The organism is Amycolatopsis alba DSM 44262 (genome assembly GCF_000384215.1).
Lineage (GTDB): Bacteria > Actinomycetota > Actinomycetes > Mycobacteriales > Pseudonocardiaceae > Amycolatopsis > Amycolatopsis alba.
The window spans coordinates 1,641,422-1,664,454 of sequence record NZ_KB913032.1; the positions used below are offsets into that span (position 1 = coordinate 1,641,422).

General features: G+C 68.7%; 21 protein-coding genes. 8 read left to right on the plus strand and 13 right to left on the minus strand.

All coding sequences use genetic code 11. The features are described from left to right. Positions 1-18 precede the first annotated feature (18 nt). The 3 genes from AMYAL_RS0107565 to AMYAL_RS0107575 are packed head-to-tail and all read right to left on the minus strand — an operon-like array spanning position 19 to position 2,934. On the minus strand, positions 19-777 hold the full coding sequence (locus tag AMYAL_RS0107565; protein ID WP_020630707.1) for an SDR family NAD(P)-dependent oxidoreductase: 759 nt from the start codon (positions 775-777) through the stop codon (positions 19-21). After that, complete coding sequence (locus AMYAL_RS0107570; RefSeq protein WP_020630708.1) at positions 770-2,074, minus strand: enolase C-terminal domain-like protein; 1,305 nt, start codon at positions 2,072-2,074, stop codon at positions 770-772. Before AMYAL_RS0107570 ends, AMYAL_RS0107565 begins: the two co-directional genes overlap by 8 nt. Beyond that, positions 2,074-2,934, minus strand: a complete 861-nt coding sequence (locus tag AMYAL_RS0107575; protein WP_020630709.1) for a fumarylacetoacetate hydrolase family protein — start codon at positions 2,932-2,934, stop codon at positions 2,074-2,076. The genes AMYAL_RS0107570 and AMYAL_RS0107575 overlap by 1 nt, the downstream gene beginning before the upstream one ends. A gap of 230 nt (positions 2,935-3,164) precedes the next feature. Between AMYAL_RS0107575 and AMYAL_RS0107580 the strand changes: the two genes are divergently transcribed. After that, positions 3,165-4,415, plus strand: a complete 1,251-nt coding sequence (locus AMYAL_RS0107580) for a Bcr/CflA family multidrug efflux MFS transporter (RefSeq protein ID WP_020630710.1) — start codon at positions 3,165-3,167, stop codon at positions 4,413-4,415. Positions 4,416-4,840: 425 nt separating this feature from the next. Here AMYAL_RS0107580 and AMYAL_RS0107585 read toward each other — a convergent pair whose 3' ends face one another. Continuing rightward, complete coding sequence (locus AMYAL_RS0107585; RefSeq protein ID WP_020630711.1) at positions 4,841-6,064, minus strand: NAD(P)/FAD-dependent oxidoreductase; 1,224 nt, start codon at positions 6,062-6,064, stop codon at positions 4,841-4,843. Positions 6,065-6,259: 195 nt separating this feature from the next. Here AMYAL_RS0107585 and AMYAL_RS0107590 point away from each other — a divergent pair, with 195 nt between their 5' ends. From AMYAL_RS0107590 to AMYAL_RS0107600, 3 genes are all read left to right on the plus strand, one after another. Next, a complete protein-coding gene (locus AMYAL_RS0107590) occupies positions 6,260-6,478 on the plus strand; it encodes a hypothetical protein (protein WP_039922712.1) in 219 nt (72 codons plus the stop codon). A gap of 58 nt (positions 6,479-6,536) precedes the next feature. Next, on the plus strand, positions 6,537-8,510 hold the full coding sequence (locus tag AMYAL_RS0107595; RefSeq protein ID WP_020630713.1) for an SDR family oxidoreductase: 1,974 nt from the start codon (positions 6,537-6,539) through the stop codon (positions 8,508-8,510). Positions 8,511-8,623: 113 nt separating this feature from the next. Continuing rightward, complete coding sequence (locus AMYAL_RS0107600) at positions 8,624-10,429, plus strand: hypothetical protein (RefSeq protein WP_026466836.1); 1,806 nt, start codon at positions 8,624-8,626, stop codon at positions 10,427-10,429. Positions 10,430-10,432: 3 nt separating this feature from the next. Here AMYAL_RS0107600 and AMYAL_RS0107605 read toward each other — a convergent pair whose 3' ends face one another. Together AMYAL_RS0107605 and AMYAL_RS0107610 are read right to left on the minus strand one after the other, a co-directional pair. Beyond that, positions 10,433-10,936 carry a cupin domain-containing protein gene (locus AMYAL_RS0107605; protein WP_020630715.1) on the minus strand — a complete coding sequence of 168 codons (504 nt, stop codon included), beginning with the start codon at positions 10,934-10,936 and terminating at the stop codon, positions 10,433-10,435. Positions 10,937-10,972: 36 nt separating this feature from the next. Then, positions 10,973-12,289 carry an aminotransferase-like domain-containing protein gene (locus AMYAL_RS0107610; protein ID WP_020630716.1) on the minus strand — a complete coding sequence of 439 codons (1,317 nt, stop codon included), beginning with the start codon at positions 12,287-12,289 and terminating at the stop codon, positions 10,973-10,975. 142 nt (positions 12,290-12,431) lie between these two features. Here AMYAL_RS0107610 and AMYAL_RS0107615 point away from each other — a divergent pair, with 142 nt between their 5' ends. Then, positions 12,432-13,250: an ABC transporter ATP-binding protein gene (locus AMYAL_RS0107615; RefSeq protein WP_020630717.1), complete on the plus strand. Its 819-nt coding sequence runs from the start codon at positions 12,432-12,434 to the stop codon at positions 13,248-13,250. A 53-nt stretch (positions 13,251-13,303) separates the two neighbouring features. Then, positions 13,304-13,960: an O-methyltransferase gene (locus AMYAL_RS0107620; protein ID WP_020630718.1), complete on the plus strand. Its 657-nt coding sequence runs from the start codon at positions 13,304-13,306 to the stop codon at positions 13,958-13,960. Position 13,961: 1 nt separating this feature from the next. On the opposite strand, the gene AMYAL_RS0107625 is transcribed toward AMYAL_RS0107620, so the two are convergent. Next, on the minus strand, positions 13,962-15,854 hold the full coding sequence (locus AMYAL_RS0107625) for a transglycosylase domain-containing protein (protein WP_020630719.1): 1,893 nt from the start codon (positions 15,852-15,854) through the stop codon (positions 13,962-13,964). An 82-nt stretch (positions 15,855-15,936) separates the two neighbouring features. Next, positions 15,937-16,659, minus strand: a complete 723-nt coding sequence (locus AMYAL_RS0107630) for a FadR/GntR family transcriptional regulator (RefSeq protein WP_020630720.1) — start codon at positions 16,657-16,659, stop codon at positions 15,937-15,939. Positions 16,660-16,789: 130 nt separating this feature from the next. On the opposite strand from AMYAL_RS0107630, the gene AMYAL_RS0107635 reads away from it, so the two are divergent. Beyond that, positions 16,790-17,458 carry a DUF433 domain-containing protein gene (locus AMYAL_RS0107635; protein WP_026466837.1) on the plus strand — a complete coding sequence of 223 codons (669 nt, stop codon included), beginning with the start codon at positions 16,790-16,792 and terminating at the stop codon, positions 17,456-17,458. Between the two features lie 22 nt (positions 17,459-17,480). After that, positions 17,481-17,855 carry a PIN-like domain-containing protein gene (locus AMYAL_RS49850; protein ID WP_167336144.1) on the plus strand — a complete coding sequence of 125 codons (375 nt, stop codon included), beginning with the start codon at positions 17,481-17,483 and terminating at the stop codon, positions 17,853-17,855. Positions 17,856-17,885: 30 nt separating this feature from the next. Here AMYAL_RS49850 and AMYAL_RS0107645 read toward each other — a convergent pair whose 3' ends face one another. Genes AMYAL_RS0107645 through gcvT form a run of 5 tightly spaced genes read right to left on the minus strand, consistent with a single transcriptional unit; the run spans position 17,886 to position 23,030 of the window. Next, positions 17,886-19,259 (minus strand): L-serine ammonia-lyase, encoded by a 1,374-nt coding sequence (locus AMYAL_RS0107645; RefSeq protein WP_020630723.1) that lies wholly within the window; start codon positions 19,257-19,259, stop codon positions 17,886-17,888. A gap of 16 nt (positions 19,260-19,275) precedes the next feature. Beyond that, positions 19,276-20,277, minus strand: a complete 1,002-nt coding sequence (gene lipA / locus AMYAL_RS0107650) for a lipoyl synthase (RefSeq protein ID WP_020630724.1) — start codon at positions 20,275-20,277, stop codon at positions 19,276-19,278. Next, complete coding sequence (glyA, locus tag AMYAL_RS0107655; RefSeq protein WP_020630725.1) at positions 20,274-21,542, minus strand: serine hydroxymethyltransferase; 1,269 nt, start codon at positions 21,540-21,542, stop codon at positions 20,274-20,276. The genes lipA and glyA overlap by 4 nt, the downstream gene beginning before the upstream one ends. Position 21,543: 1 nt before the next feature. After that, complete coding sequence (gene gcvH, locus AMYAL_RS0107660; RefSeq protein WP_020630726.1) at positions 21,544-21,921, minus strand: glycine cleavage system protein GcvH; 378 nt, start codon at positions 21,919-21,921, stop codon at positions 21,544-21,546. 17 nt (positions 21,922-21,938) lie between these two features. Beyond that, positions 21,939-23,030, minus strand: a complete 1,092-nt coding sequence (gcvT, locus tag AMYAL_RS0107665; protein ID WP_020630727.1) for a glycine cleavage system aminomethyltransferase GcvT — start codon at positions 23,028-23,030, stop codon at positions 21,939-21,941. Positions 23,031-23,033 lie beyond the last annotated feature (3 nt).

Below are 23,033 nucleotides of genomic sequence, written 5' to 3' on the forward strand. Positions count from 1 at the left end.
CTTGATGACAGCGGGAACCTAGTGCTGGACCGGGCCGCGCGGACGCAGCCCGTACATACCTCCGTCGACGGCGAGTGCCGTGCCGGTGGTCGAAGCCGACAGCGGACTGGCGAGGTACACGACCGCGTTCGCGACCTCGTCCGCGGTCACCAGCCTGCCCATCGGCTGACGGGCGGCCAAAGCGGCCCGTTCGGCCTCCGGGTCGCCGGCGGAGTCGAGCAGCCTGCCGACCCACGGGGTGTCCGCGGTACCGGGGCAGACGCAGTTGACCCGGATCCGGTCGGCGAGGTGGTCGGTCGCCATCGCCAGGGTCAGCGAGAGCACCGCGCCCTTGCTGGCCGAGTACAGCGCGCGGTTGGGCAGGCCTGCCCACGCGGCGATCGAACAGGTGTTGACGATCGCGGCCGACGGCGAGTTCTTCAGATGCGGCAACGCGGCCCGCGCGAGCCGCACCATGCCGACGACGTTGATGTCGAGGACCCGGTGCCACTCGTCGTCACTGTTGGAGGTGACGTCGCCCTGCGCGCCGATTCCCGCGTTGTTGACCAGGACGTCGAGCCTGCCGAAACGCTCCGCGACCGCGTCGATCGCCGCGCGGACCTCGTCGTCGGAGCCGACGTCGCACCGGAATCCGGTGAGACCTTCGGGAAGGTCGTCCGGCTTCAGGTCGAGGACCGCGACCTTCGCCCCGCGTGCGGCGAGCAGGTCGGCGGTGGCCCTGCCGATACCGGAGGCACCGCCGGTGACGGCGGCGACAAGGCCTTCGAACTCACTCACTGTCGATCTCCGTCCATTCTGGACCGTCGGGGAAGGTGAACCGGCGCAGGGTGGCGTCGTGCATCCGTGCCGAGAAGCCCGGCGCGGAGGGCGCCAGGTAGCGGCCGCGGGTCACGACGGCCGGATCGGTGAAATGCTCGTGGAGGTGGTCGACCCACTCGATGGACCGGTCGACGTCGGAACCGGACACCGCCGCGAAGTCGAACATCGACAGGTGCCGCACGAGCTCGCACAGCCCGACCCCGCCGGCGTGCGGGCACACCGGGACGTCGAATTTGGCCGCCAGCAACAGGATCGCGAGGTTCTCGTTGAACCCGCCGACCCTGGCGGCGTCCAGCTGCAGCACCGAGATCGCACCGGCCTGCAGCAGCTGCTTGAACACCACGCGGTTCTGGACGTGCTCACCGGTGGCCACGCGGATCGGGGACAGGGCCTTGGCGATCGCGGCGTGCCCGAGCACGTCGTCCGGCGAGGTCGGTTCCTCGATCCAGTACGGGTCGTACGGCGCCAGCTCGGTCATCCAGGCGATCGCCGACGAGACGTCCCAGCGCTGGTTCGCGTCGACGGCGACCCGGATGTCCGCGCCGACGGTCTCGCGGGCGAGCTTCATCCGGCGGACGTCGTCTTCGAGATCGCCGCCGACCTTCAGCTTGATCATCTCGAAGCCGTCCGCGACGGCCTGCTCGGCGAGCCGGGCGAGTTTCTCGTCCGAGTACCCGAGCCAGCCGGGGGAAGTGCTGTACGCGCGGTATCCGTCACGCTCGATCTTGGCGATCCGCTCGGCGCGGCCGGGCTCGGCGGCGCGGAGGATGTCGAGCGCCTCCTGCTCGGTCAGCGCGTCGGACAGGTAACGGAAGTCGACGAGGGAGACCAGTTCCTCCGGCGACATCTCGGCGGCGAAACGCCAGACCGGGAGCCCGGCGATGCGCGCGGCGAGGTCCCAGGCGGCGTTGACCACGGCGCCGATCGCCATATGCGCGACACCCTTTTCCGGGCCGAGCCACCGCAGTTGCGAGTCGCCGACCAGCGCCCTCGACAGCGCGCCGAGCGCGGCCGCGTCGGTCGGCACGTCCAGGCCGACGACATGCGGTTCCAGCGCGCGGATCGCCGCGGCCTGGACGTCGTTGCCGCGTCCGATGGTGAACGCGAGGCCGTAGCCGTCCGGTCCGCCGTCGGTGTGGAGCACGACGTACGCGGCCGAGTAGTCCGGGTCCGGGTTCATGGCGTCCGAACCGTCCAGCTCCCGCGAGGTGGGGAAGCGGACGTCGAGCACCTCCATGCCCACGATCTTCGCCATCACGCCTGCCTCGTGCTCTGGCGCTGGCGGCCGAGGCCGTCGATCTCGAGCTCGATGACGTCACCTTCCCGCAGGTACGGCTTGGGATCGGGCTGGCCGAGCGCGACGCCCTGCGGGGTACCGGTGTTGATGAGATCGCCAGGGCGCAGCACCATGAACCGACTCAGATAATGCACGATCTCGGCGACCGTGAAAATCATGTCCTTGGTGGACGAGTCCTGTTTCTTCTCGCCGTTGACCCAAAGCCGCAGGCCGAGGGCCTGCGGATCGGGCACCTCGTCGGCGGTGACCAGCCACGGGCCGAGCGGGTTGAAGTTCTCGCACGACTTGCCCTTGTCCCACGTGCCGCCGCGTTCCAGCTGGAACTCGCGCTCGGACACGTCGTTCGAGACGGTGTACCCGGCGACGTACTCGAGGGCCTCTTCGACGCTCTCGATGTAGCGCGCGGTCTTGCCGATGACGACGCCGAGCTCGACCTCCCAGTCGGTCTTGGTCGAACCACGCGGCACGAGCACGTCGTCCTCCGGGCCGACGACGACGTCGGGCGCCTTCATGAAGACGACCGGCTCGGTCGGGACCTCGGCACCGGACTCCTCTGCGTGCTGCCGGTAGTTGAGGCCGACGCAGACGACCTTGCCGGGCCGCGCGATCGGCGCGCCCACCCTGGCGCGCGCGAGTTCAGGACCGGCTTCAGGCAGCTCACCGGCGGCCAGCGCGGCCGCGACCCTGGCGACACCGTCGCTCGCGAAGAAGCTGCCATCGATGTCGGAAGTCAGCCCCGAGAGGTCGCGCACCGTGCCGTCCCCGGCACGTACGAACGGACGCTCACTTCCCGGTTCCCCGAGACGCAACAGCTGCACGGATTTTCCCTTCCGGCCGAACCGTCAGCATTCGACGGCTCCAACAGCAACGAACATACATCCGATGTATACCCGACGACCTCCGGCAAGATCTAGAGGTCGCTGCGATTTGTGTCGAAAATTGATCGGATCAGTAGTCTGAACTTAGGGTGCCCTGAGTCACAACGGGAATAGTTACCTACTCTAAGCAAGTTGTTCCTCGCGGAACCATCACTGGGGAAGGAACGAGCATGACCATCGCGCCCGAGCGAGTGGAAGAAATCGTCACGCGACCGAGTACCACCGGCCGCGCCCGGTTCGTCCTGATCCTCGGCGGCCTGTCCGCCTTCGGGCCCCTGTCCATCGACATGTACCTGCCCGCGCTCCCGCAGATGGCGGGCGAACTGCGCGCGGCGGACGCGACCGTCCAGCTCACGCTGAGCGCGTTCATCATCGGGCTCGCCATCGGGCAGCTGATCCTCGGACCGCTGTCCGACGCGATCGGCCGCCGCAAACCGCTCGTGGCCGGGCTCGCGCTCTACATGGTCGGCTCGATCCTGTGCGCCCTCGCCCCGAGCGCCGAACTGCTCATCGCCGCGCGCGGTGTCCAGGCCTTCGGTGCCGCGGCCGGCATCGTGATCGCCAGGGCGACCGTGCGCGACTTCTACTCCGGCACCGCGATGACGAAGTTCTTCTCGCTGCTCATGCTGGTCAACGGGCTCGCCCCGATCCTGGCGCCGATCATCGGCGGCCAGATCCTGAACTGGACCTCGTGGCGCGGCGTGTTCGTCTGCCTGACCGTGTTCGGCGCGTTCCTGCTCGCCGTCGTCTTCTTCCTGCTGCCGGAACCGCTGCCCGAGGAACGCCGTACCCCGGCCCGCTTCGGCTCGGTGCTCCGGAAGTACGGAAGCCTGCTCCGCGATCGCGCTTTCCTCGGCTACGCGCTGGCTTCCGGGCTCATGTTCGGCAGCCTGTTCGCCTACATCTCCGGCTCGTCCTTCGCGCTGCAGGGTGTCTACGGGCTCAGCCCGCAGGCGTACAGCCTGGTGTTCGGGCTCAACGGTATCGGCATCGTGGCCGTCGGCCAGCTGAACGGGCGCATCGTCGGACGTTTCCCGGAGCGGACGCTGCTGACCGTCGGCCTCGGCATCGCGGCGGTGGCCGGGTTCGGCGTGCTGGCCGCGACGGTGCTGGACCTCGGCCTGATCGGGCTGCTGATCCCGCTGTTCATCCTGGTGTCGAGCATCGGCATGGTGGCGCCGAACGCGAGTTCGCTGGCGCTGGCCGAACAGGCGCGGTCCGCCGGTTCGGCGTCGGCGCTGCTGGGCGTGCTGCAGTTCGTCGTCGGCGGGCTGGCGACGCCGCTGGTCGGGCTGGGCGGTCCGGGCACCGCCGTGCCGATGGGGATCGTGATGGCGGGGTTCGGCGTGCTGGCTCTGCTGGCCTTCGGGACCATGACGCGGTCGACGGCACCGGAGACCCTGGCACTCCAGCAGGCGTAGGGGCTCGTGAGCGGCGATCGGGTTCTGACGGACCCGTATTTGCCTACCCACTGGTGCGAGTGGCGGTCGGGTGTCGAGGATTTGGGACGTTGTACGTCCGGAAGCTTCCCCGTCGCGTATCCGCCACCGGTCATGACCGGTACGACGTTGATCAACGGAGGATTGGGGACGGTGACTGTCCCGGATCTTCCGTCGATCAAGATTCAAGACCTGGCGACCCGCTCGACGGTGAAGGAATCAGGACGTTGAACGTCCTGATTCCTTCACCGTCAAGCCCTACAACCGCGGAACCGCCACTTTCCGCTTCCCGCTGACGTTGCGAAAGCCACTTTCACAACGTTGAAGGTTGCGAAAGTGGCTTTCACAACTCCACCTCGACGTTCCGGTGGCGGGTTGGGGGGTGCGTGAAGGGGGCCTTCATGTACCTAGGCGAGTCCCTTGAGATCGGCCGTCTTCAGCTGCTCCGCCGTCACCGAAGCGCGTCCCTCGACAAGGGCCTTCAACGCGTCCCCGTCATCCCACTGGTTGACGTTCATCGCGGCGGTCACCTGCCCGTCCCGCAGCCAGAACGCCGTGAAGTCCCGCGCCGCGAGGTCGCCGCGCACCACCAGCTGATCGGTTTCGGGATCGGCGAGGCCTCGGTATTCGCAGCCGAGGTCGTACTGGTCCGAGAAGAAATACGGGCTCTTCAGGTACGGCTCGTTCTCTCCCAGCAGGTTCGCCGCGACGTGCTCGCCCTGCCATTTCGCGTTCGACCAGTGCTCGACGCGGACGCGTTTTCCGTAGCGGGGATGGAAATGCGCGGCGATGTCGCCGATCGCGTAGACGTCGGGCGCGGCGGTCCGCAGGCCCGCGTCGGCGCAGACACCGCCGTCGTCGGACAGTTCCAGCCCGGCGGCGTGCGCGAGGTCGACGCGGGGAGCGGCGCCGACGGCCACCAGCACGACGTCCGCGGGAAGCTCATCCCCGCTCTGAAGACGTACGCCGGTCACCCCGTCCGGGCCACCGGTGAACCCGGCGACGCCTTCACCGAGACGCCAGTTCACCCCGTGGGTGGTGTGAAGGTCCTTGAAGACGCCGGACACCTCCTCGCCCAGTACCGCGAGCAGCGGCGAGCCGACCTGGTCGACCACGGTCACCTCAGCGCCATGCTCCCTGGCGGCCGCCGCGGCCTCAGTGCCGATCCAGCCCGCGCCGACGATCACCACCCGTTCGGCGTCCTTGAACGCCGAACGCAGCGCCAGCGCGTCGTCGAGGGTGCGCAGGGTCCGCAGTCCGGGCAGGTCGCCGCCGGGCACCGGCAAGGAGCGCGGCTGGGAGCCGGTCGCGAGCACGAGACGGTCGAAGCGATGCTCGCCGCCCGCGTCGTCGTGCACGAGGCGCGAGCCGAGTTCGATCTTGGTCGCGGTCGCGCCGCTCCGGAAAGCGATGTCCTTCTCTTCGTAGAAACCCGCGTCGTGCACCCAATCGGGTTCATCGGTGTTGCCCATCAGCAGCCCTTTGGACAAGGGCGGTAATTCGTACGGGCGATGCTTGTCGGTGCCGAGCAGCAGGATTTCACCCGCGTAGCCACGTTCTCGCAGCGTCCCGGCGGCCGTCGCTCCCGCGAGGCCGGCACCGACGATGACGATCTTCCTGGGTTCGGACACAAAGACCTCCCGAGCAGGCTTTCCCCCGGACGCTACTCCGGTTCCCCCACGTCCGGCCTAGCCAAACCCGAAGTCGATCACGGAATGCGTGGCCGGTTAACCCATCAGTAGGAATGTGGCGTAACCCGCGTCACGGCCTCGAAATCACCTCGTCCCAGCCTCGGACGAGAAAGGGAGATCATGGGCTACGGGAGGATGAGGACGTTGGCACCGCGGGACGAATGGTCGGTCGGCTGCCGGGATCTCGCGGGCAGGCGCCGGGACGTGACGGTGTTCGTGAGCAGCGACAAGATCGTGCTCGTGGCGCCGCCCGGCGAAGCCGCCGTACTCGGGCCGCTGGACGTGGGGCGCCTGCGCGCCGCGCTCCGCGACGCCGTGGTCGCGGTGGCCGAACATCCGGATCACAGTGAATGACAACTACCGTTCCTACTTCTGAGTAGGTAGAGTCGGCTCCGTTCGGAAGGAGCAGGCCATGACCACCTACTTCGTGACGGGCGCGACGGGTTTTCTGGGAAAACGCCTGGTCGCGCGCCTACTGCGGCGACCTGAGACCGTAGCCGTCCATGTTCTCGTGAGGGAGACCTCACGCGGGAAGCTCCCGAGCCACGAGAAGCTCGTTCCCGTCACCGGCGATCTGACCGAACCTTCGCTGGGCATCGACCCCGCCCGGCTGGGTCGCCTCGACCACGTCGTGCACCTCGGCGCGATCTACGACCTCACCGCGGACGAGGCCGCCAACCGCGCGGCCAACGTCGACGGCACCCGCAACGTCCTGGAGTTCGCCGCCGCCGCGAACGCCGGACTCTTTCACCACGTCTCTTCGATCGCGGTCGCCGGGCAGTACGCCGGGCGCTTCACCGAAGCCGACTTCGACCTCGGCCAGTCCTTCGCGTCGCCGTATCACGCGACGAAGTTCGAGGCGGAGAAACTCGTGCGACGGCATGGGAAAACGCCGTTCCGCGTGTACCGGCCGTCCGCCGTGGCCGGCGATTCGCGCACCGGTGAGATGGACAAGATCGACGGTCCGTACTACTTCCTCCCCGCGATCTCGCGGCTCGCCGCCCTGCCTCGCCGCTTCCCGCTGGCCGCCCCTGATCTCGGCGCCACGAACATCGTGCCGGTCGACTACGTCGTCGAAGCGATGGAACACCTCATGCACGTCGACGCGCCCACCGGCAGCACGTACCACCTCGCGTCGCCTCGGCCCCAGCCGCTGCACGAGGTCTACAACGCCTTCGCACGGGCCGCGGGCGGCCCGAAGATCTCCGCCGTCCTTCCCCCGCGACCGTCCGGCGCGCTGAAGCGGGCCGGGACCCGGCTGGCGAAGTCCGCGGCGGCCGGGTTCGACCGGGTCCCCGGCGGGCGTCCGGCCCGCGCGGCGGTACTGGCGGAACTCGGCGTCCCGCTCGAAGTCCTGCCCCATCTGAGCATGGAGGTCGACTTCGACACGAGCGCGACCACCGCGGCCCTCGAAGGCAGCGGGATCACCTTGCCGCCGTTGAAGGAGTACGCCGGTCCGCTCTACCGCTACTGGCTCGCGCACCTGGACCCCGATCGCGGCCGCCGCCGTCCGGGGCCGGAACCGCTCGACGGCCGCAAGGTGCTGATCACCGGCGCCTCGTCGGGCATCGGGCGCGCGTCCGCGCTGGCCGTCGCTGCGAAGGGCGCCGAAGTGATCCTGGTGGCCAGGCGTGCTGACGAACTCGAAGAGGTCCGTGAGCAGATCGTCGCGGCGGGTGGGAAGGCCTCGGCGTATCCGTGCGACCTCACCGACGGCGGCGCGGTCGACGCTCTGGTCAAGGACGTGCTCGCCGCGCACGGCGCCGTCGACATGCTGGTCAACAACGCCGGCCGCTCGATCCGGCGCTCGCTTTCACTGTCCACCGAACGGTTCCATGACTACGAGCGCACGATGGCCATCAACTACTTCGGCCCCGTGCGGCTGACGCTGGGCCTGCTGCCGTCGATGACCGCGCGCGGGTTCGGCCACGTCGTCAACGTGACCACGCAAGGGCTGCAGACCGACACCCCACGGTTTTCCGCTTACCTGGCCTCGAAGGCCGCGCTGGAGGAGTTCGGGCTGACCGCCGGCCGGGAAACGCTTTCCGACGGCGTCACCTTCACCTCGGTCCGGATGCCGCTGGTGCGCACCGACATGATCACCCCGACCGGGTCCTACCGCGGCATGCCGTCCAGCTCCCCCGAACGCGCCGCCGCTCTCGTGGTGAAGGCACTGGAGAAACGACCCGAGATCCTGAATCTGCCCGAAGGCACGGCCGCCGAGTTGGTGACGCTCGTCGCACCGAAGACGGCGCGGTTCTTCGCCCACCTCGTCTACCGCGCGATGCCGGAGTCCGCTCCGGAATCCCGTGGCCTGCCCCGGAAGGCTCCGCTCGCCTCGGTGGCGGGCGCGGTCACCAGGCTTCTCTGGCGCCGCCGTCCCTGACGTCCTCGCCGCCGGGCTCGATCGGGGGACGCCCCCGGCCGCTACCATCGGTTTCCGATACGCCGTGGGGTCGGCGGGCACGGGCCGAGGCAGGGACAGCGGGAAGGGGCAGTGTGGACGTCGCCAGTCCCCCGCTGTCGACCGGACCGGACACGGCAGTGGTACGTCCGTCCAGGACAGTGCTGCGGCTTTCCCTGCACGCGGCCTGGGTGCTCGCGCTCGCCGTCGTCACCGAACTCCGGGTGGGGCGCTTCGGTTTCCACCCGTCGGACCAGGGTTTCATCCTGGCCCAGGCGTGGCGGGTGCTGCACGGCGAGGTCCCGCACTCCGACATCATCTCCGCGCGCCCCCTGGGTTCGGCGTACCTGCACGTCGTCGACTTCGTGGTGCCGGGGCCGCTGTTCTTCGTCTCCAGCGTGCTCAGCATGCTGGAGATCATCCTGGCGACCATCGCGTTCGCCGTGCTGGTCACCCGGCGCCGCGTCCGCGACTGGGGGCCGGGCCTCACCGGGCTGACCGCCGCCGCGTCCCTGCTGAACCTCAACGCGTTCCCGCTGATGGCCTGGCACACGATCGACGGGATCTTCCTGACCGCCTGCGGCGCCTGGGCGCTGGATTCCGGGCTGCGCCGCGAGTCGGCTTGGCCGCGGCGCCTCGGCCTGGTGCTGCTGGGCACCGCGGTGTTCGTCAAGCAGAGTTTCGCGCCGGTCCCGCTGATCGCGCTGTGCTGGTTGCTGCTGCATCCGTCACTGCGCGACGGCGCGTTCCGCACCGGCCGCTGGTGGGCGCGCCTGGCCTGGGATCTGCTGGCGCTGGGCGCTTTCCTGGTGTTCTACCTCGGAATCGTCACGTTCGACGGCGGGCTCGGCGCAATGGCCGAACAGCTCACCGGCGGCCTTCCCGCTTACGGCGAACGACTTCTCGGGCTGTGGCTGGAAAATCCCGAGACCCTGCTGCTGCCACCGGTGCGGGGCTTGACCTTCTTCGCCATCGCCGGTGTGCTTCTGGCGCTGCTCGGGTACTTCCGCGACCGCGCCGGATTCACCGGTGCGCTCCTCGCGCGGCTGCTGCTCCTGGCGGGGGTGGCGGTGGTGGTCGGCACTGTCGTCGATGGACACTTCACCGGCGCGTCGCGCTGGGCGGACGTCCTCTGGTGGATCCTCGGTGTGGCGCTCCTGGTGAACTGGGCGGCGAACCGGCGGTTCCCGAAGATGGGCGCGCTGGTCTTCGCGACCGGGTTCATGACCAGTCTGTCCTGGGGCAACGACACCCCGACGCTGTTCACCGGAACGCTGGCGCTGACGGCGATCCTGGAGCTTTCGGACGCGCTGCCGCCGCTGCCCGAGCCGTCCGGCCGGATCCGGCTGGCGGGGGCAACGGCGATGGGGCTGGTCGCCGTGCTGGCCTCGGGCTGGGCCGTGATCACGCACCACGACGATGCCGCGTACCTCGACATGGCGCGCGAGAAACTGACCGGCGACCTCGGCGCGGTGACACCGTCGATGCGCGGGATCCGGACGAACCCCGGCACTTTCACCTACGTGTCCCAGATCCAGGACTGCGTCACGCGCTTCCCGGCGGGACGCACGGCCGTCCTGCCCGACAATCCGTTCGCCTACCCCGCTTTCGGCCTGCACAACCCGTTTCCGCTGGAATGGCCGCTGCCGCTGGAGATCGTCGCCGACGCCCCGCAGCGCATGCTCGCGACCGCCGACGAACTCAACCGCGACGGCGACTACCTGGTGCTGTTCCAGACGGTCAGCATGCCGACGCTGGCCAAAGGCGGGCCGGTGCCCGCCGAGGTCACGGGCGACACGCCGATCTTCGACTACCTCGGGCTGGAGAACGCGCTGCGGTCGCGGCTCACCGGGCAGACCGTCACCTGCGGCAGCTTCGTCGGCAAGTGGATGCCCAAGTAGGGGTCAGAGAATTTCGGTGCGGTACTTCGCGGCGAGTTCCTTGCCCTTCGCCCGGCGTTCCCGCTGCTCCTGCTCGGTGAGCACGGGTGGTGCCGAGTCCGCGCGGTCGACCGGGTCGGCGACCTGCCGGAAGTACTCCTCCTGCCCGGCAGGCGCGCACATGCACAACATGCGCGCAGGCTCGTCCGAGACATTGCGGAAGAAATGCGGGGCGTTGGCGGGAACGTTGACCGTCTCACCCGCCCGCACCCGCACCCGCTCGCCACGGAAGGTGAACTCGAGTTCGCCTTCCAGCAGGGTGAACATCTCCTCGAAATCGTGCCGGTGCGGCGGGGGCCCGCCGTTCGGGGGCACCCGCATTTCGATCAGCGTGTAGCGACCGTTGGTCTGTTCGCCGGAGACCAGGATCGTGTAGATGCCGCCTGCCAGCGCTAGGTGCTCGGCATTCTCGGAGTTCTTCGAGGCGACGACCAGTCGCCGTTCGGGGTCGTCCAAGGGAATGGTCATGGTTTCCAGCGTGCCACGGAACGACCAGGCAGGGGGTCAGTCGACGCCTGCGTCCTCGGGGCGCCCGGAAGCGAGCCCTGCCAGGACGTCCAGAGCGGCGCCGAGGGTCTCCAAGGGCGGCGAAGACACCGCGAGCCGGACCGCGTTCGGGGCGTGCCCCGGTACGACGGCGAACGCGGCCGCCGGGGTGACCGCGATCCCGCGTCGCGCGGCCGCGGCGACGAAGGTCTCGGCGCGCCAGTGCTCCGGGAGTTCCCACCAGCAGTGGTACGCGCGCGGATCGGCGCGCAGCGTGAACCCGGCCAGCCGGTCCGCAGTCATCCGCAGGCGTTCGGCCGCGTCGAGCCGTTTCGCCCGTTCGACGGTTTCCAGGGTGCCGCCGGTGATCCAGCGGGTGGCGGCTTCGACGGCGAACCGGGGCGCCACCCAGCCGCCCGAGCGCACCGCCGCGGCCAGCCGCTCCGTCCATTCCGCCGGGACGGCGAGGAATCCGGTGGTCAGTCCAGGGGCGAGCCGTTTGGACAGGCTGTCGGTGAACACCGTGCGTTCCGGCGCGTACGCCGCGAACGGGCGGACCTCGGGCCGCAGGAAGGTGTAGATCCCGTCCTCGATCACCGGGATGTCCATCCGGCGCACGGTTTCCGCCAGCGCGACGCGCCGCCCTTCGTCCATTGTGGACCCAAGCGGGTTGTGCAGGGTCGGCTGGACGTACAGCGCGCGGACGGACGCGGCTTCGAGCGCCTCGGGAACGAGGCCCAGGTCATCGGTCTCGACGGGGACCAGCTGAACGCCGAGCCGCCCGGCGAGCGCCTTGACCACGGGGTACGTGATCGCTTCGACGGCGAGGCGTTCCCCCATCGGCACGAAGGCGGCGATGGCGGCCGCGATGGCCTCACGGCCGCTTCCGGCGAAGAGGATTTCGGGCGTCCAGCCTTCCTTCGCGAACAGCCCGGCGGCGGCGTCACGCGCCTGCTTCGAACCGGTGACACTCCCCGGCCGCAGCGCCGCTGTCAGGACGTCTTCACGCAGGAGCGGCTCCAGCGCCTTCCCGACCAGCGCCGATTGCTCCGGGAGGACGGCGAAATTGAGCTCCAGGTCGACCGTCGCACCGCCCGGCTCGGCGAGCGCCGTCTCCAGCGGCGGCCTTCCGGCGCGGACGAACGTGCCCCGGCCGACCTCGCCGACCACGACACCTCGCCGGACGAGTTCGCCGTAGACCCTGGCGGCGGTCGAGCTGGCTATCCCGCGGTCACGGGCGAACCGCCGCTGCGGGGGCAGCCTGTCTCCGGGGCGGAGCCTGCCCGCCTCGACATCGGCGGAGATCTCGTCCGCGACTATCCGGTAGTCCTCCATGCCGCCCCTTCGATCGCACCGAGATCGCTCGCGGGATTGCACCGCGAAAGCGCACTGCGGATGATGCCATCGAAGGGCGGTGTGAGCCGACTGCGACCTACGGAACACCACAACGGCGGACTCCTAGGTTAGCCTAACCTGCGTGGAAACCCTCACCGAGCAGCGCACGACGTCACGACTGCACGCGGACGCCCTGACGCTGGCCTACGACGGCAGGACCGTGGCCGAAGACCTCGGGGTGGTCATCCCCGACCGGTCGTTCACCGTCATCGTCGGCCCGAACGCCTGCGGCAAGACGACCCTGCTGCGCGCGCTCGCGCGGATGCTCAAACCCCGCCAGGGTTCGGTGTTCCTCGACGGCCAGGCGATCAGCTCCTTTCCCGCCAAGGAGGTCGCCCGGAGGCTCGGCCTGCTGCCGCAGAGCTCGATCGCGCCCGACGGCATCACCGTCGCCGACCTCGTCGCGCGCGGCCGGTACCCGCACCAGCGCCTGCTGCGCCAGTGGTCGCGCGAGGACGCCACCGTGGTCTCGGAGTCCATGCGCGCGACCGGCGTCGACGACCTCGCCGAGCGGCTGGTCGACGAACTGTCGGGCGGCCAGCGGCAGCGTGTGTGGATGGCGATGGCACTCGCGCAGGAGACCGACCTCCTGCTGCTCGACGAGCCGACGACCTATCTGGACATCGCGCACCAGATGGACATCCTGGACCTGTGCGCGCAACTGCATCAGGAACAGGGCCGGACGCTGGTCGCGGTACTGCACGATCTCAACCACGCCGCGCGCTACGCGACCCACATGATCGCGATGCGGGGCGGAGAGGTCCTGGCGACAGGCACCCCCGAAGAGGTCGTGACCGCGGACAACGTCGAAAAGATCTTCGAACTGCCGTGCCGCGTCATGCCTTGTCCCGAAACCGGGACCCCGCTGGTCATCCCGAAGGCCGGGCGCCGCGCGGCCTGAGGTGCGCCCGTCGGGCATCCGCTTTTCCGTCAGGCGACCTAAGTCGAGGTGCCATGTCCCAGGAAATCTGGTCCAAAGTGGACGAGTACATCACTGATGCGCTCGTCCCGTCCGATCCCGCTCTCGAAGCGGCTCTTCTCGCCTCCGACGAGGCGGGGATGCCGCCCATCGCCGTCGCTCCGAACCAGGGCAAGCTGCTCCACCTGCTGGCCAGGATGATCGGCGCCCGCTCGATCCTCGAGATCGGCACGCTCGGCGGCTACAGCACCATCTGGCTCGCCCGCGCGCTCCCGCCGGGCGGGCGTCTCGTGACCCTCGAGTACTCCCCGGAATTCGCCGAGGTCGCGCGGAAGAACCTCGACACCGCCGGCGTCGGCGAGTTCGTCGACATCCGGCTCGGGAAGGCGCTGGACATGCTGCCCGGCATCGAAGGCCCGATCGACCTGACGTTCATCGACGCGGACAGGGTCAACAATCCGGCCTACTTCCAGGAGGCGCTGCGGCTGAGCCGTCCGGGCGGGCTGATCGTGATCGACAACGTCGTGCGCGCGGGCGCGGTGGCCGACCCGTCGGACACCTCCGAGGAGATCAGGGGACTGCGGCGGATGCACGAACTGATCGCCGCCGAACCGCGGGTCGACGCGACCGCGCTGCAGACCGTCGGCAAGAAGGGGCACGACGGGCTGGCCGTCGTGCTGGTGACCTCCTGAACTAGCGCGGACGCCCCTGGTGGAAGCCGTTCATGAAGCGCTGCCACAGGTCGGCCGGGATCGTCTTCCCGGTCAGCTTCTGCCCGGCGGCGTCCCGCATCCGGCGCGGCTCGTCCGAGCCGACCCAGACCGCCGTCGAAAGCTGCGGCGTGTACCCGACGGCCCAGCCACCGGCGTTGTCGTCGGTTTCGTTGTACTGGAAGGCGCCGGTCTTCAACGCCGCCTGCCGGTCCTTCAGCCCGGTGCTCAGCACCTGGCTGATCGTGCCGGCGATCCGGCGGCTGAGCGCCTCGTCGCCCTGGAACGCGGGCGTCTTGTCCGAGGGCCGTTCCCACACGACTTCGCCGTGCTCGTCCCGGATCTTCGACACCAGATGCGGGGTGGCGCGCATGCCGCCTGCCGCGAAGGTCGCGTACGCGCCGGCCATGTCGCTGGGCCGCAAGGGATACCGGCCGACCGCGATGCCGGGCCCGATCAGGAACCCGTCCTTCTCGCGCAGGGTCACCGCGCCGTCGACAGACTCCGGGATCCCCGCCGCGCGGGCGCCGTTCCGGACGGTTTCCGCGCCGAGTTTCTTCGCCAGGTCGACGAACGGTCCCTCAGCGTCGCGCCTGATCGCCTCGCGCAGCGTGCATTTTCCCGCTTCGCCGCACTGGTCGTCGAACTCGAAGGTCTCGCCGAGGAAGTCGACCTTGGCAGGCGGCTTCAGCGGTTCGTCCACGTTGACGCCCCGTTCGAGACCCGCGGCGAGGGTGAACGGGTCGAAGACCGAGCCGGTGCCGTACGGGGTGCCCGCGTAGTCGTGCACGCTCCAGCCCCCGCCGTTGTAGGCGCGGATGGCGCCGGTCCCCGGTTCGACCGCGACCAGCGAAGCCCGGAAGTGCTCCGGCTGCCCCTGCAGCCGCTCCTTGACCACCTTCTCGGCTTCGTCCTGGGCACGCGGGTCGATGGTCGTCTCGACCTTCATCGCGCCGCCGCGGAGCCGGTCCAGCGGGTAGCCGATCTGTTCCAGCTCGGCGAGGACCTGCTGCTTGAGGTGGTACTTCTCGTAGGTGACGCGACCGGCACGGGTCTCCGACGGCGGCTGGATCGCATCTCCTGGGTAGGCCATGGTGACCGCCTCGGCCTGACCGACGTAGCCCCGCGTGACCAGCTTGTTCATCACGTAGGACCAGCGCTTTCTGGCGTGGTCGTGGGAGGAGGCGAACGGGTCGTGCACCGACGGCGACTGGATCATGCCCGCGAGGAAGGCTGCCTCGCTCCAGGTCATCGAGTTGTCGAGCGGCCTGCCGAAGTAGGCGTTCATCGCCGACGCCGGACCGTAGGTGCCGCGGCCGAACGAGATGATGTTGACGTAGCTCTCGAAGATCTCCTTCTTGGTCTGCTGCTGGGTGATCTTCGTGGCGAGCACCAGTTCGGAGAACTTGCGGAGGAGGGTGGCGTCGTCGTTCCCGGTGGACTTCTTGATGTACTGCTGGGTGATGCCCGAACCTCCGCCGACGCCGGTCACCAGCGCGCGGAGGGCGCCGGTGGGATCGAAGCCCTCGTTGTCCCAGAACGTCGGGTCCTCGGTCGCGATGATCGCGTCGCGCAGCTTCGCGGGGATGGCGTCGTAGGACACGAACTGCCGGTCGCCACCGGGCGGGATGACCTTGAGCAGCTCGGAACCGTCCGCGTTCTGCAGGATGACGGTCTTGTCGAGATCGGCGAGCACCTCCTGCGGGCTGCGGACGTCGAGCAGGACGTACGCGATCCCGAACGCGGCCACCGGGATGCCGATCAGAAGACCGAGCGACCAGGCGGCGATCCGGCGCCACCTGCGTTTCTTCCCTTTCGGCTCGGGGGCGGCCGTGGTTTCCGACTCGGGTGCGATTTCCTCATCCGGGTTTTCCACACCGGGTTAGACGCCCGGACGAGTGAAAAGGTTGTGGGAAAATCACCTGATCGTGTCCTGGGTCTGCACCCACCGCGTTTCGTCAGACGAGGAAGGCGCGAAGCAGCGAAGCGGTGCCTTCGACGTGCTCAGCCATCGCCCGGCGGGCCGCCTCGGAGTCGCCGGCGAGGATCGCGTCGACGATGGCCTCGTGCTGGGCGTTGGAGTGCTCCAGGTTCGGCTCCAGCAGCGGGATCATGTCGAGCAGCTGGTTGACCCGCATCCGCGCGTCGGCCATCGCCGTGGTCAGCGAGCCGGACGCGGTGACCTCGGCGATCGCCAGGTGCAGCCGCGAATCCTTGCGCCGGTAGTCGCCGACGTCGGCCGCCGCGGCCTCGGCGAGCGTGCTGGTCAGATGCTGCCGGTCGGCCGGGCTGAGCGAGCGCGACGCCGCCATCTCGGCGGCACCGGTCTCCAGGACATGCCGCAGGCCCAGCGCGTCCTGGAGGGTGACGTCGTCGACGTTCCGGCCGTCGGCGGCGGGCGGATCGGGCAGCACTTCGTTGACGAACGTGCCGCCGTAGCGCCCTCGCCGCGACTCGACGTAGCCCGCGTCGGCCAGCGCGCGGATCGCCTCACGCAGCGTCACCCGGCTGACCCCGAGCCGCTCGGCGAGTTCACGCTCGGAGGGCAGCCGCTCGCCCCCGCCCACCACGCCGAGGCGGATCGCCTGGAGCAGCCTTTCGACGGTCTCCTCGAAGGCGTTGCCCGCGCGCACCGGGCGGAACAGCGCGTCACCCGCGTTCGCGACCGTGCTCGACTCCACCCTTCGAGTTTAGGCCGCCCGCGATTCGGCACCTGGTTGCGGTACTTGCGCACGCATGTACCGCAACCAGAGTGTCTGTCGATCACACGAAGCCAGCGAGCGGATATGGTCTCCAAGAGAGGAGGACGACGTGGACGACGATGTGAGGTTTACCCGCGCCCTGATGAGCATGACTGATGCTGCCCGCCATCTCGGTGTTCCTCAGCAGACCTTCCACCGCTGGGCACGAGGCTACCCACGCGGCGGCCCCCTGCTTCACATCTCCGCGACGGATAGCATCCGGCAGGCAAGTGTTCCCTTTATCGCGCTAGCAGAGGCGTGGGTTCTTGAAGGACTGCGTCAAGCCGGTGTGCGCCCCCAGCGGATCCGCCCCGCGCTGGAAAAACTCCAACGCGAGTTTGGACGAGAGTACGTACTCGTGTCGCCTGCCCTCGTAACTGATGGAATCTCAGTGCTGTGGGACTTTTCCAGAACTGAGGCTGGAGCCGGCCTGATCGAAGGTCGCTCGGGTCAGACTGTGATTCGCGAGATCGTGCAGGACTACCTCACGTACGTCGGATTCGGTTCCGACAATCTCCCCAACCGTCTCAAGCTCAAGGTCTTCGAGCCCTCAGCGGTGGCCATTGATCCTTATCGATCCTCAGGACAACCTGTATTCGTTGACTCCGGCGCACGAGTCGCGAACGTAGCCGCGATGCTGAAAGCAGGTGAAGAACCTGCCATCGTCGCCGAAGAGCACGGGATCGGCATCGAAGCTGTCCGGGCCGCCGCACGCGTCCTCCTGGGCCGCGCCGCCTGAGTTCCACCTCGACGAGAACGCCGTGACTCGATCAGTCCGGCGTTTTCTTGTCGGACTCGGCTACCCATGCCATACGCCACCGGAGGTATTCGGCACCAGAGCCGAATCCCTAGGAGCAGCAGATACCGAATGGCTCGGAAAGATCGCCAACACAGGTTGGGTCGTACTGAATCGCGACGCCAAAATCATGGAGAGACCTCACGAGTTGAGCGCGTACCGTGCCGCGAAGGTCCACATGTTCTATCTGCCTGGGGAAGCCACCCGAGATCATCTTCTCCACTTGGTAGAGGTCAATCTCCAAGACGTGATCACGTATGCCGCCAACCGGAATCCCGATGTCTGGAAGATCACCGAGCGTGGTGTCGAGCGGTTTCCTCTCAAGAAGCGGCGGGGCTGAAGAGACTCGCACCCCTCCAGCCCCGCGGCGTCAGCACTCGATGACGTTGACGGCCAGGCCGCCGCGCGCGGTCTCCTTGTATTTCACGCTCATGTCCGCACCGGTCTCGCGCATCGTCTTGATCGCCTTGTCCAGCGTCACGACGTGCGAACCATCGCCGCGCATCGCCATCCGCGCGGCGTGGATCGCCTTCGACGCGCCTACGGCGTTGCGCTCGATGCACGGGATCTGCACCAGCCCGCCGACCGGGTCGCAGGTCAGCCCCAGATGGTGTTCGACGCCGATCTCGGCGGCGTTCTCCACCTGAGCGGGTGAACCGCCGAGGACCTCGGTGAGCCCGGCCGCGGCCATCGCGCTGGCCGATCCGACCTCGCCCTGGCAGCCGACCTCGGCGCCCGAGATCGAGCCCGTCTGCTTGAGGATCGAGCCGATCGCGCCCGCGGTGAGCATGAACGTCACGATGCCGTCGTCCGAGGAACCCCGGATGAACCGCTGGTAGTAGTGCAGGACCGCCGGGATGATCCCCGCCGCGCCGTTGGTCGGCGCGGTGACGACCCGGCCGCCCGCGGCGTTCTCCTCGTTGACGGCCAGCGCGTACAGGCTCACCCAGTCCATCGCGTACAACGGGTCGCCGACACCGTCTTCGGCGAGCAGCTTCTCGTGCAACGCCTTCGCGCGCCGAGGAACCTTGAGCCCGCCCGGCAGGACGCCCTCGTGCTCACAGCCGTTGTGCACGCACTCCACCATGACCTGCCAGATCTCCAGCAGCCCCTCGCGGATCTCCTCGCGTGTGCGCCACGCGAGTTCGTTGCGCAGCATGACCTCGCTGATCGACAGCCCGGTGTCCTCGCAGTGCTTCAGCAGATCCGCGCCGGTGCGGAACGGGAACTCCAGCTTCGTCGAGTCCTCGACGACGACAGTGTCGGTCTCGTAGGACTCGTCGCGCACGAACCCGCCGCCGACGGAGTAGTAGGTGCGCTCGCGCAGCACCTTCCCGTCGGCGTCGAAAGCGCGGAAGATCATCCCGTTCGGGTGCGCCGGCAACGACTTCCGCCGGTGCATGGTCAGGTCGGTGTCCTCGACGAACACGATCTCGTGTTCGCCTCGCACGCGCAGCCTGCCCGTTTCCCGGATCTCGGCGATCTTGCCCGGCACCGTGCCGGTGTCGATCTCCTCCGGCCGCTCCCCGGACAGCCCGAGCAGCACGGCCTTGTCACTGCCGTGCCCGAACCCGGTCGCGCCGAGCGAGCCGAAAAGCTCGCTCTGGACACGCGTCGTGGCCGTCAGATCACCGTCGGCGGCCAGACCGTCCACAAAGGTCAGTGCGGCGCGCATCGGGCCCACCGTATGGGAGCTGGAGGGGCCGATGCCGATCGAAAACAGGTCGAAGACGCTGATCGCCATTGATCTGCCCTCCTTCCTATCTGGCCAGCAATGAGCTGGCTTCTTGGGCCGCGGGCCCTTCGGCGGCGAGATGGGCCAGGTTCTCCGACAGTGCTTCGCCGCGGTGGGCCTTCGTCTGCGCGAACAGGCGGCCGGCGCGATACGACGAGCGTACGAGCGGTCCGGCCATCACACCAGCGAAACCCATCGCTTCGGCGGTGTTCGAGTGCTCGACGAACTCCTCGGGCTTGACCCAGCGGTCCACCGGATGGTGCCGCGGCGAAGGACGCAGGTACTGGGTGATCGTCAGGATCTCGCAGCCCGCGTCGACCAGGTCCTTCATCGCGGGCGCGACCTCGTCGGGGGTCTCGCCCATGCCGAGGATCAGGTTCGACTTCGTCACCAGACCAGCCTCACGCGCCTTCGTGATGACCTCCAGCGATCGCGCGTACCGGAAACCGGGGCGGATCCGCTTGAAGATCCGCGGCACCGTCTCCACATTGTGCGCGAGCACCTCCGGCCGCGAACCGAACACCTCGGCCAGCTGATCGGGATCCGCGTTGAAGTCCGGGATCAGCAACTCGACACCGGTACCCGGATTCAACGCGTGGATCTGACGGACAGTCTCCGCATACAGCCACGCGCCACCGTCTTCGAGATCGTCACGCGCGACACCGGTCACCGTCGAGTAGCGCAAACCCATCGCCTGCACCGACTCCGCCACCTTGCGCGGCTCGGTCGTGTCCAGCGCCTCGGGCTTGCCCGTGTCGATCTGGCAGAAGTCGCAACGTCGCGTGCACTGGTCCCCGCCGATCAGGAACGTCGCCTCGCGGTCTTCCCAGCATTCATAAATGTTGGGACAACCGGCCTCCTCACACACGGTGTGGAGGCCTTCCCGCTTGACCAGGCCCTTGAGCTCGGTGAACTCGGGACCCATCCGCGCGCGGGTCTTGATCCACGGCGGCTTCTTCTCGATCGGGGTCTGCGCGTTGCGGACCTCGAGCCGGAGAAGTTTGCGCCCCTCGGGGAGCGCGCTCATCGGTTGAGGTCCGCGTACAGCGGGTGCTTCTTGGCCAGCAGTTCGACACGGGCGGACAGCGACTGGCGCAGGGCCTCGTCGAAGTCCGGGCGCAGCGCCTCGGCGATGATGTCGGCGACCTCGGCGAAGTCCTCGGCACCGAAGCCGCGGGTCGCCAGGGCCGGGGTGCCGATGCGCAGGCCCGAGGTGATCATCGGCGGGCGCGGGTCGAACGGGACGGCGTTGCGGTTGACCGTGATGCCGACCGAGTGCAGCCGGTCCTCGGCCTGCTGACCGTCCAAAGTGGAGTTGACCAGATCGACGAGCACCAGGTGCACGTCGGTGCCGCCGGTCAGCACGCGGACGCCCGCTTCGGCGCAGTCCGTGCGCGAAAGGCGGTCGGCCAGGATCTTCGCGCCTTCGAGCACCCGCTGCTGACGCTCGCGGAACTCCTCGGTCGCGGCGATCTTGAGCGCGACGGCCTTGGCGGCGATGACGTGCTCCAGCGGTCCGCCCTGCTGTCCGGGGAACACCGCCGAGTTGATCTTCTTGGCGAGTTCCTGGCGGGACAGGATGATGCCGCCACGCGGGCCGCCGAGGGTCTTGTGCGTGGTCGTGGTGACGATGTCGGCGTAGGGCACCGGGCTCGGGTGCAGCCCGGCGGCGACGAGACCGGCGAAGTGCGCCATGTCGACCATGACCTTCGCGCCGACCTCGTCGGCGATGCGGCGGAACTCGGCGAAGTCGAGCTGACGCGGGTACGCCGACCAGCCGGCGATGATCAGCTTCGGCTGGTGCTCCTTGGCGAGGCGCTCGATCTCCTCGATGTCGACGATCCCGGTCTCTTTGTCGACGTGGTAGGCGACGACGTTGTAGAGCTTGCCCGAGAAGTTGATCTTCATCCCGTGGGTCAGGTGCCCGCCGTGGGCGAGGTCGAGACCGAGGATGGTGTCGCCGGGGTTGAGCACCGCGACCATGGCGGCGGCGTTGGCCTGCGCGCCCGAATGCGGCTGGACGTTGGCGTGCTCGGCGCCGAACAGGGCCTTCGCGCGGTCGATCGCCAACTGCTCGATGACGTCGACGTGCTCACAACCGCCGTAGTAGCGGCGGCCGGGGTAGCCCTCGGCGTACTTGTTGGTCAGCACCGAACCCTGCGCCTCGAGCACGCCCACCGGGGCGAAGTTCTCCGAGGCGATCATCTCCAGGGTCGACTGCTGCCGGTCGAGTTCGGCCGCGACGGCGGTGGCGACCTCGGGGTCCACGTCGGACAGGGCGGCGTTGAACATCTCAGTTCTCCTGGGTGAGGACGGCGTACGCCTGGGCGTCGAGCAGGGCGGGCACGTCGCCGGACAGACGCACCTTCAGGAGCCATCCTTCGGCGTACGGGTCCGAGTTGATGAGCTCGGGGGTGTCCGTTGTGGCCTCGTTCACCTCGACGACCTCGCCGTCCACGGGTGCGTACAGCTCGCTGACCGATTTGGTCGACTCGACCTCGCCGAACACCTCGCCCGCGGTGACGGTGTCGCCGACCGAGGGGAGCTGGACGAACACGATGTCACCGAGCGACTCGGCGGCGAAGGCGGTGATGCCCACGGTGGCGACGCCGTCGACGACGTTCAGCCACTCGTGTTCCTTCGTGTACTTCAGTTCCTGGGGGATGCTCATGATGGTGAAAGGGCCTTTCAGGCGCGGGAGTAGAAGGGCAGGGCGACGACCTCGACGGGCTCGATACGGCCCCGGATGTCGACGGAAAGCTCGGTGCCGGGCTCGGCGTGCTCCCGGTCCACGTAGGCCATGGCGATCGGGTAGCCCAGGGTCGGCGACAGGGCACCGCTGGTGACCTCGCCGATCTCGGTCTCGCCGGACAGGACGGTGTAGCCGTGACGCGGGGCGCGGCGGCCGGAGCCCTTGAGCCCGACGCGGACGCGGGGAACGTCCTTCTTGGACAGTTCCGCCAGCGCGGCCTTGCCGACGAAGTCGTTGGGCTTCTCGAACTTGACGACGCGGCCGAGACCGGCTTCGAACGGGCTCAGCTGGAGGCTGAGTTCGTTGCCGTACAACGGCATACCGGCTTCGAGACGCAGCGTGTCGCGGCAGGCGAGACCGGCCGGGAGCAGGCCGTGCGGCTCACCGGCCTCGGTGAGGATGCGCCAGACGGCGGGAGCCTCACCGGCCGGGACGTACAGCTCGAAGCCGTCCTCGCCGGTGTAGCCGGTGCGGGCGAGCAGGACGTCGTGACCCTTCACGACGGCCGGGACGCTCGCGTAGTACTTGAGCGCGCCCAGGTCGGCGTCGGTGACGGCGCCGAGGATCTCGACGGCCTTCGGCCCCTGGACGGCGATCAGCGCGACGTCCTCGGACTTGTCGTCGACGACGGCGTCGAAGCCCGAGACCCGCTCGGCCAGCGCCTCCGCGACCACGGCGGCGTTGCCCGCGTTGGCCACGACCAGGAACTTCTCGTCGGCGAGGCGGTAGACGACCAGGTCGTCCAGCACGCCGCCGGTCTCGTCGCAGATCATCGTGTAGCGCGCCCTGCCCGGCTTGACCCCGGACAGGTTCCCGACCAGCGCGAAGTCGAGGACGTCGGCGGCCTGCGGGCCGGTCACCTCGATCTCGGCCATATGGGACAGGTCGAACAGGCCCGCGGTCTCGCGGACCGCCTTGTGCTCCGCCAGTTCGCTGCTGTAGCGGATCGGCATCGACCAGCCCGCGAAGTCGGTGAACAGCGCACCCAGTCCTTTGTGGACTCCGTGCAGGGACGTCTCTTTCGACATCAA

Excerpts from the sequence above, each read along its gene's own strand:
- AMYAL_RS0107595 (WP_020630713.1), top strand. The coding sequence starts at position 6,537 with ATGACCACCTACTTCGTGACGGGCGCGACGGGTTTTCTGGGAAAACGC.
- AMYAL_RS0107645 (WP_020630723.1), bottom strand. The coding sequence starts at position 19,259 with ATGGCGATCAGCGTCTTCGACCTGTTTTCGATCGGCATCGGCCCCTCC.
- AMYAL_RS0107605 (WP_020630715.1), bottom strand. The coding sequence starts at position 10,936 with ATGACCATTCCCTTGGACGACCCCGAACGGCGACTGGTCGTCGCCTCG.
- glyA (WP_020630725.1), bottom strand. The coding sequence starts at position 21,542 with ATGTTCAACGCCGCCCTGTCCGACGTGGACCCCGAGGTCGCCACCGCC.
- lipA (WP_020630724.1), bottom strand. The coding sequence starts at position 20,277 with ATGAGCGCGCTCCCCGAGGGGCGCAAACTTCTCCGGCTCGAGGTCCGC.
- AMYAL_RS0107590 (WP_039922712.1), top strand. The coding sequence starts at position 6,260 with ATGAGGACGTTGGCACCGCGGGACGAATGGTCGGTCGGCTGCCGGGAT.
- AMYAL_RS0107610 (WP_020630716.1), bottom strand. The coding sequence starts at position 12,289 with ATGGAGGACTACCGGATAGTCGCGGACGAGATCTCCGCCGATGTCGAG.
- AMYAL_RS0107570 (WP_020630708.1), bottom strand. The coding sequence starts at position 2,074 with ATGGCGAAGATCGTGGGCATGGAGGTGCTCGACGTCCGCTTCCCCACC.
- gcvT (WP_020630727.1), bottom strand. The coding sequence starts at position 23,030 with ATGTCGAAAGAGACGTCCCTGCACGGAGTCCACAAAGGACTGGGTGCG.
- AMYAL_RS0107580 (WP_020630710.1), top strand. The coding sequence starts at position 3,165 with ATGACCATCGCGCCCGAGCGAGTGGAAGAAATCGTCACGCGACCGAGT.
- gcvH (WP_020630726.1), bottom strand. The coding sequence starts at position 21,921 with ATGAGCATCCCCCAGGAACTGAAGTACACGAAGGAACACGAGTGGCTG.
- AMYAL_RS0107620 (WP_020630718.1), top strand. The coding sequence starts at position 13,304 with ATGTCCCAGGAAATCTGGTCCAAAGTGGACGAGTACATCACTGATGCG.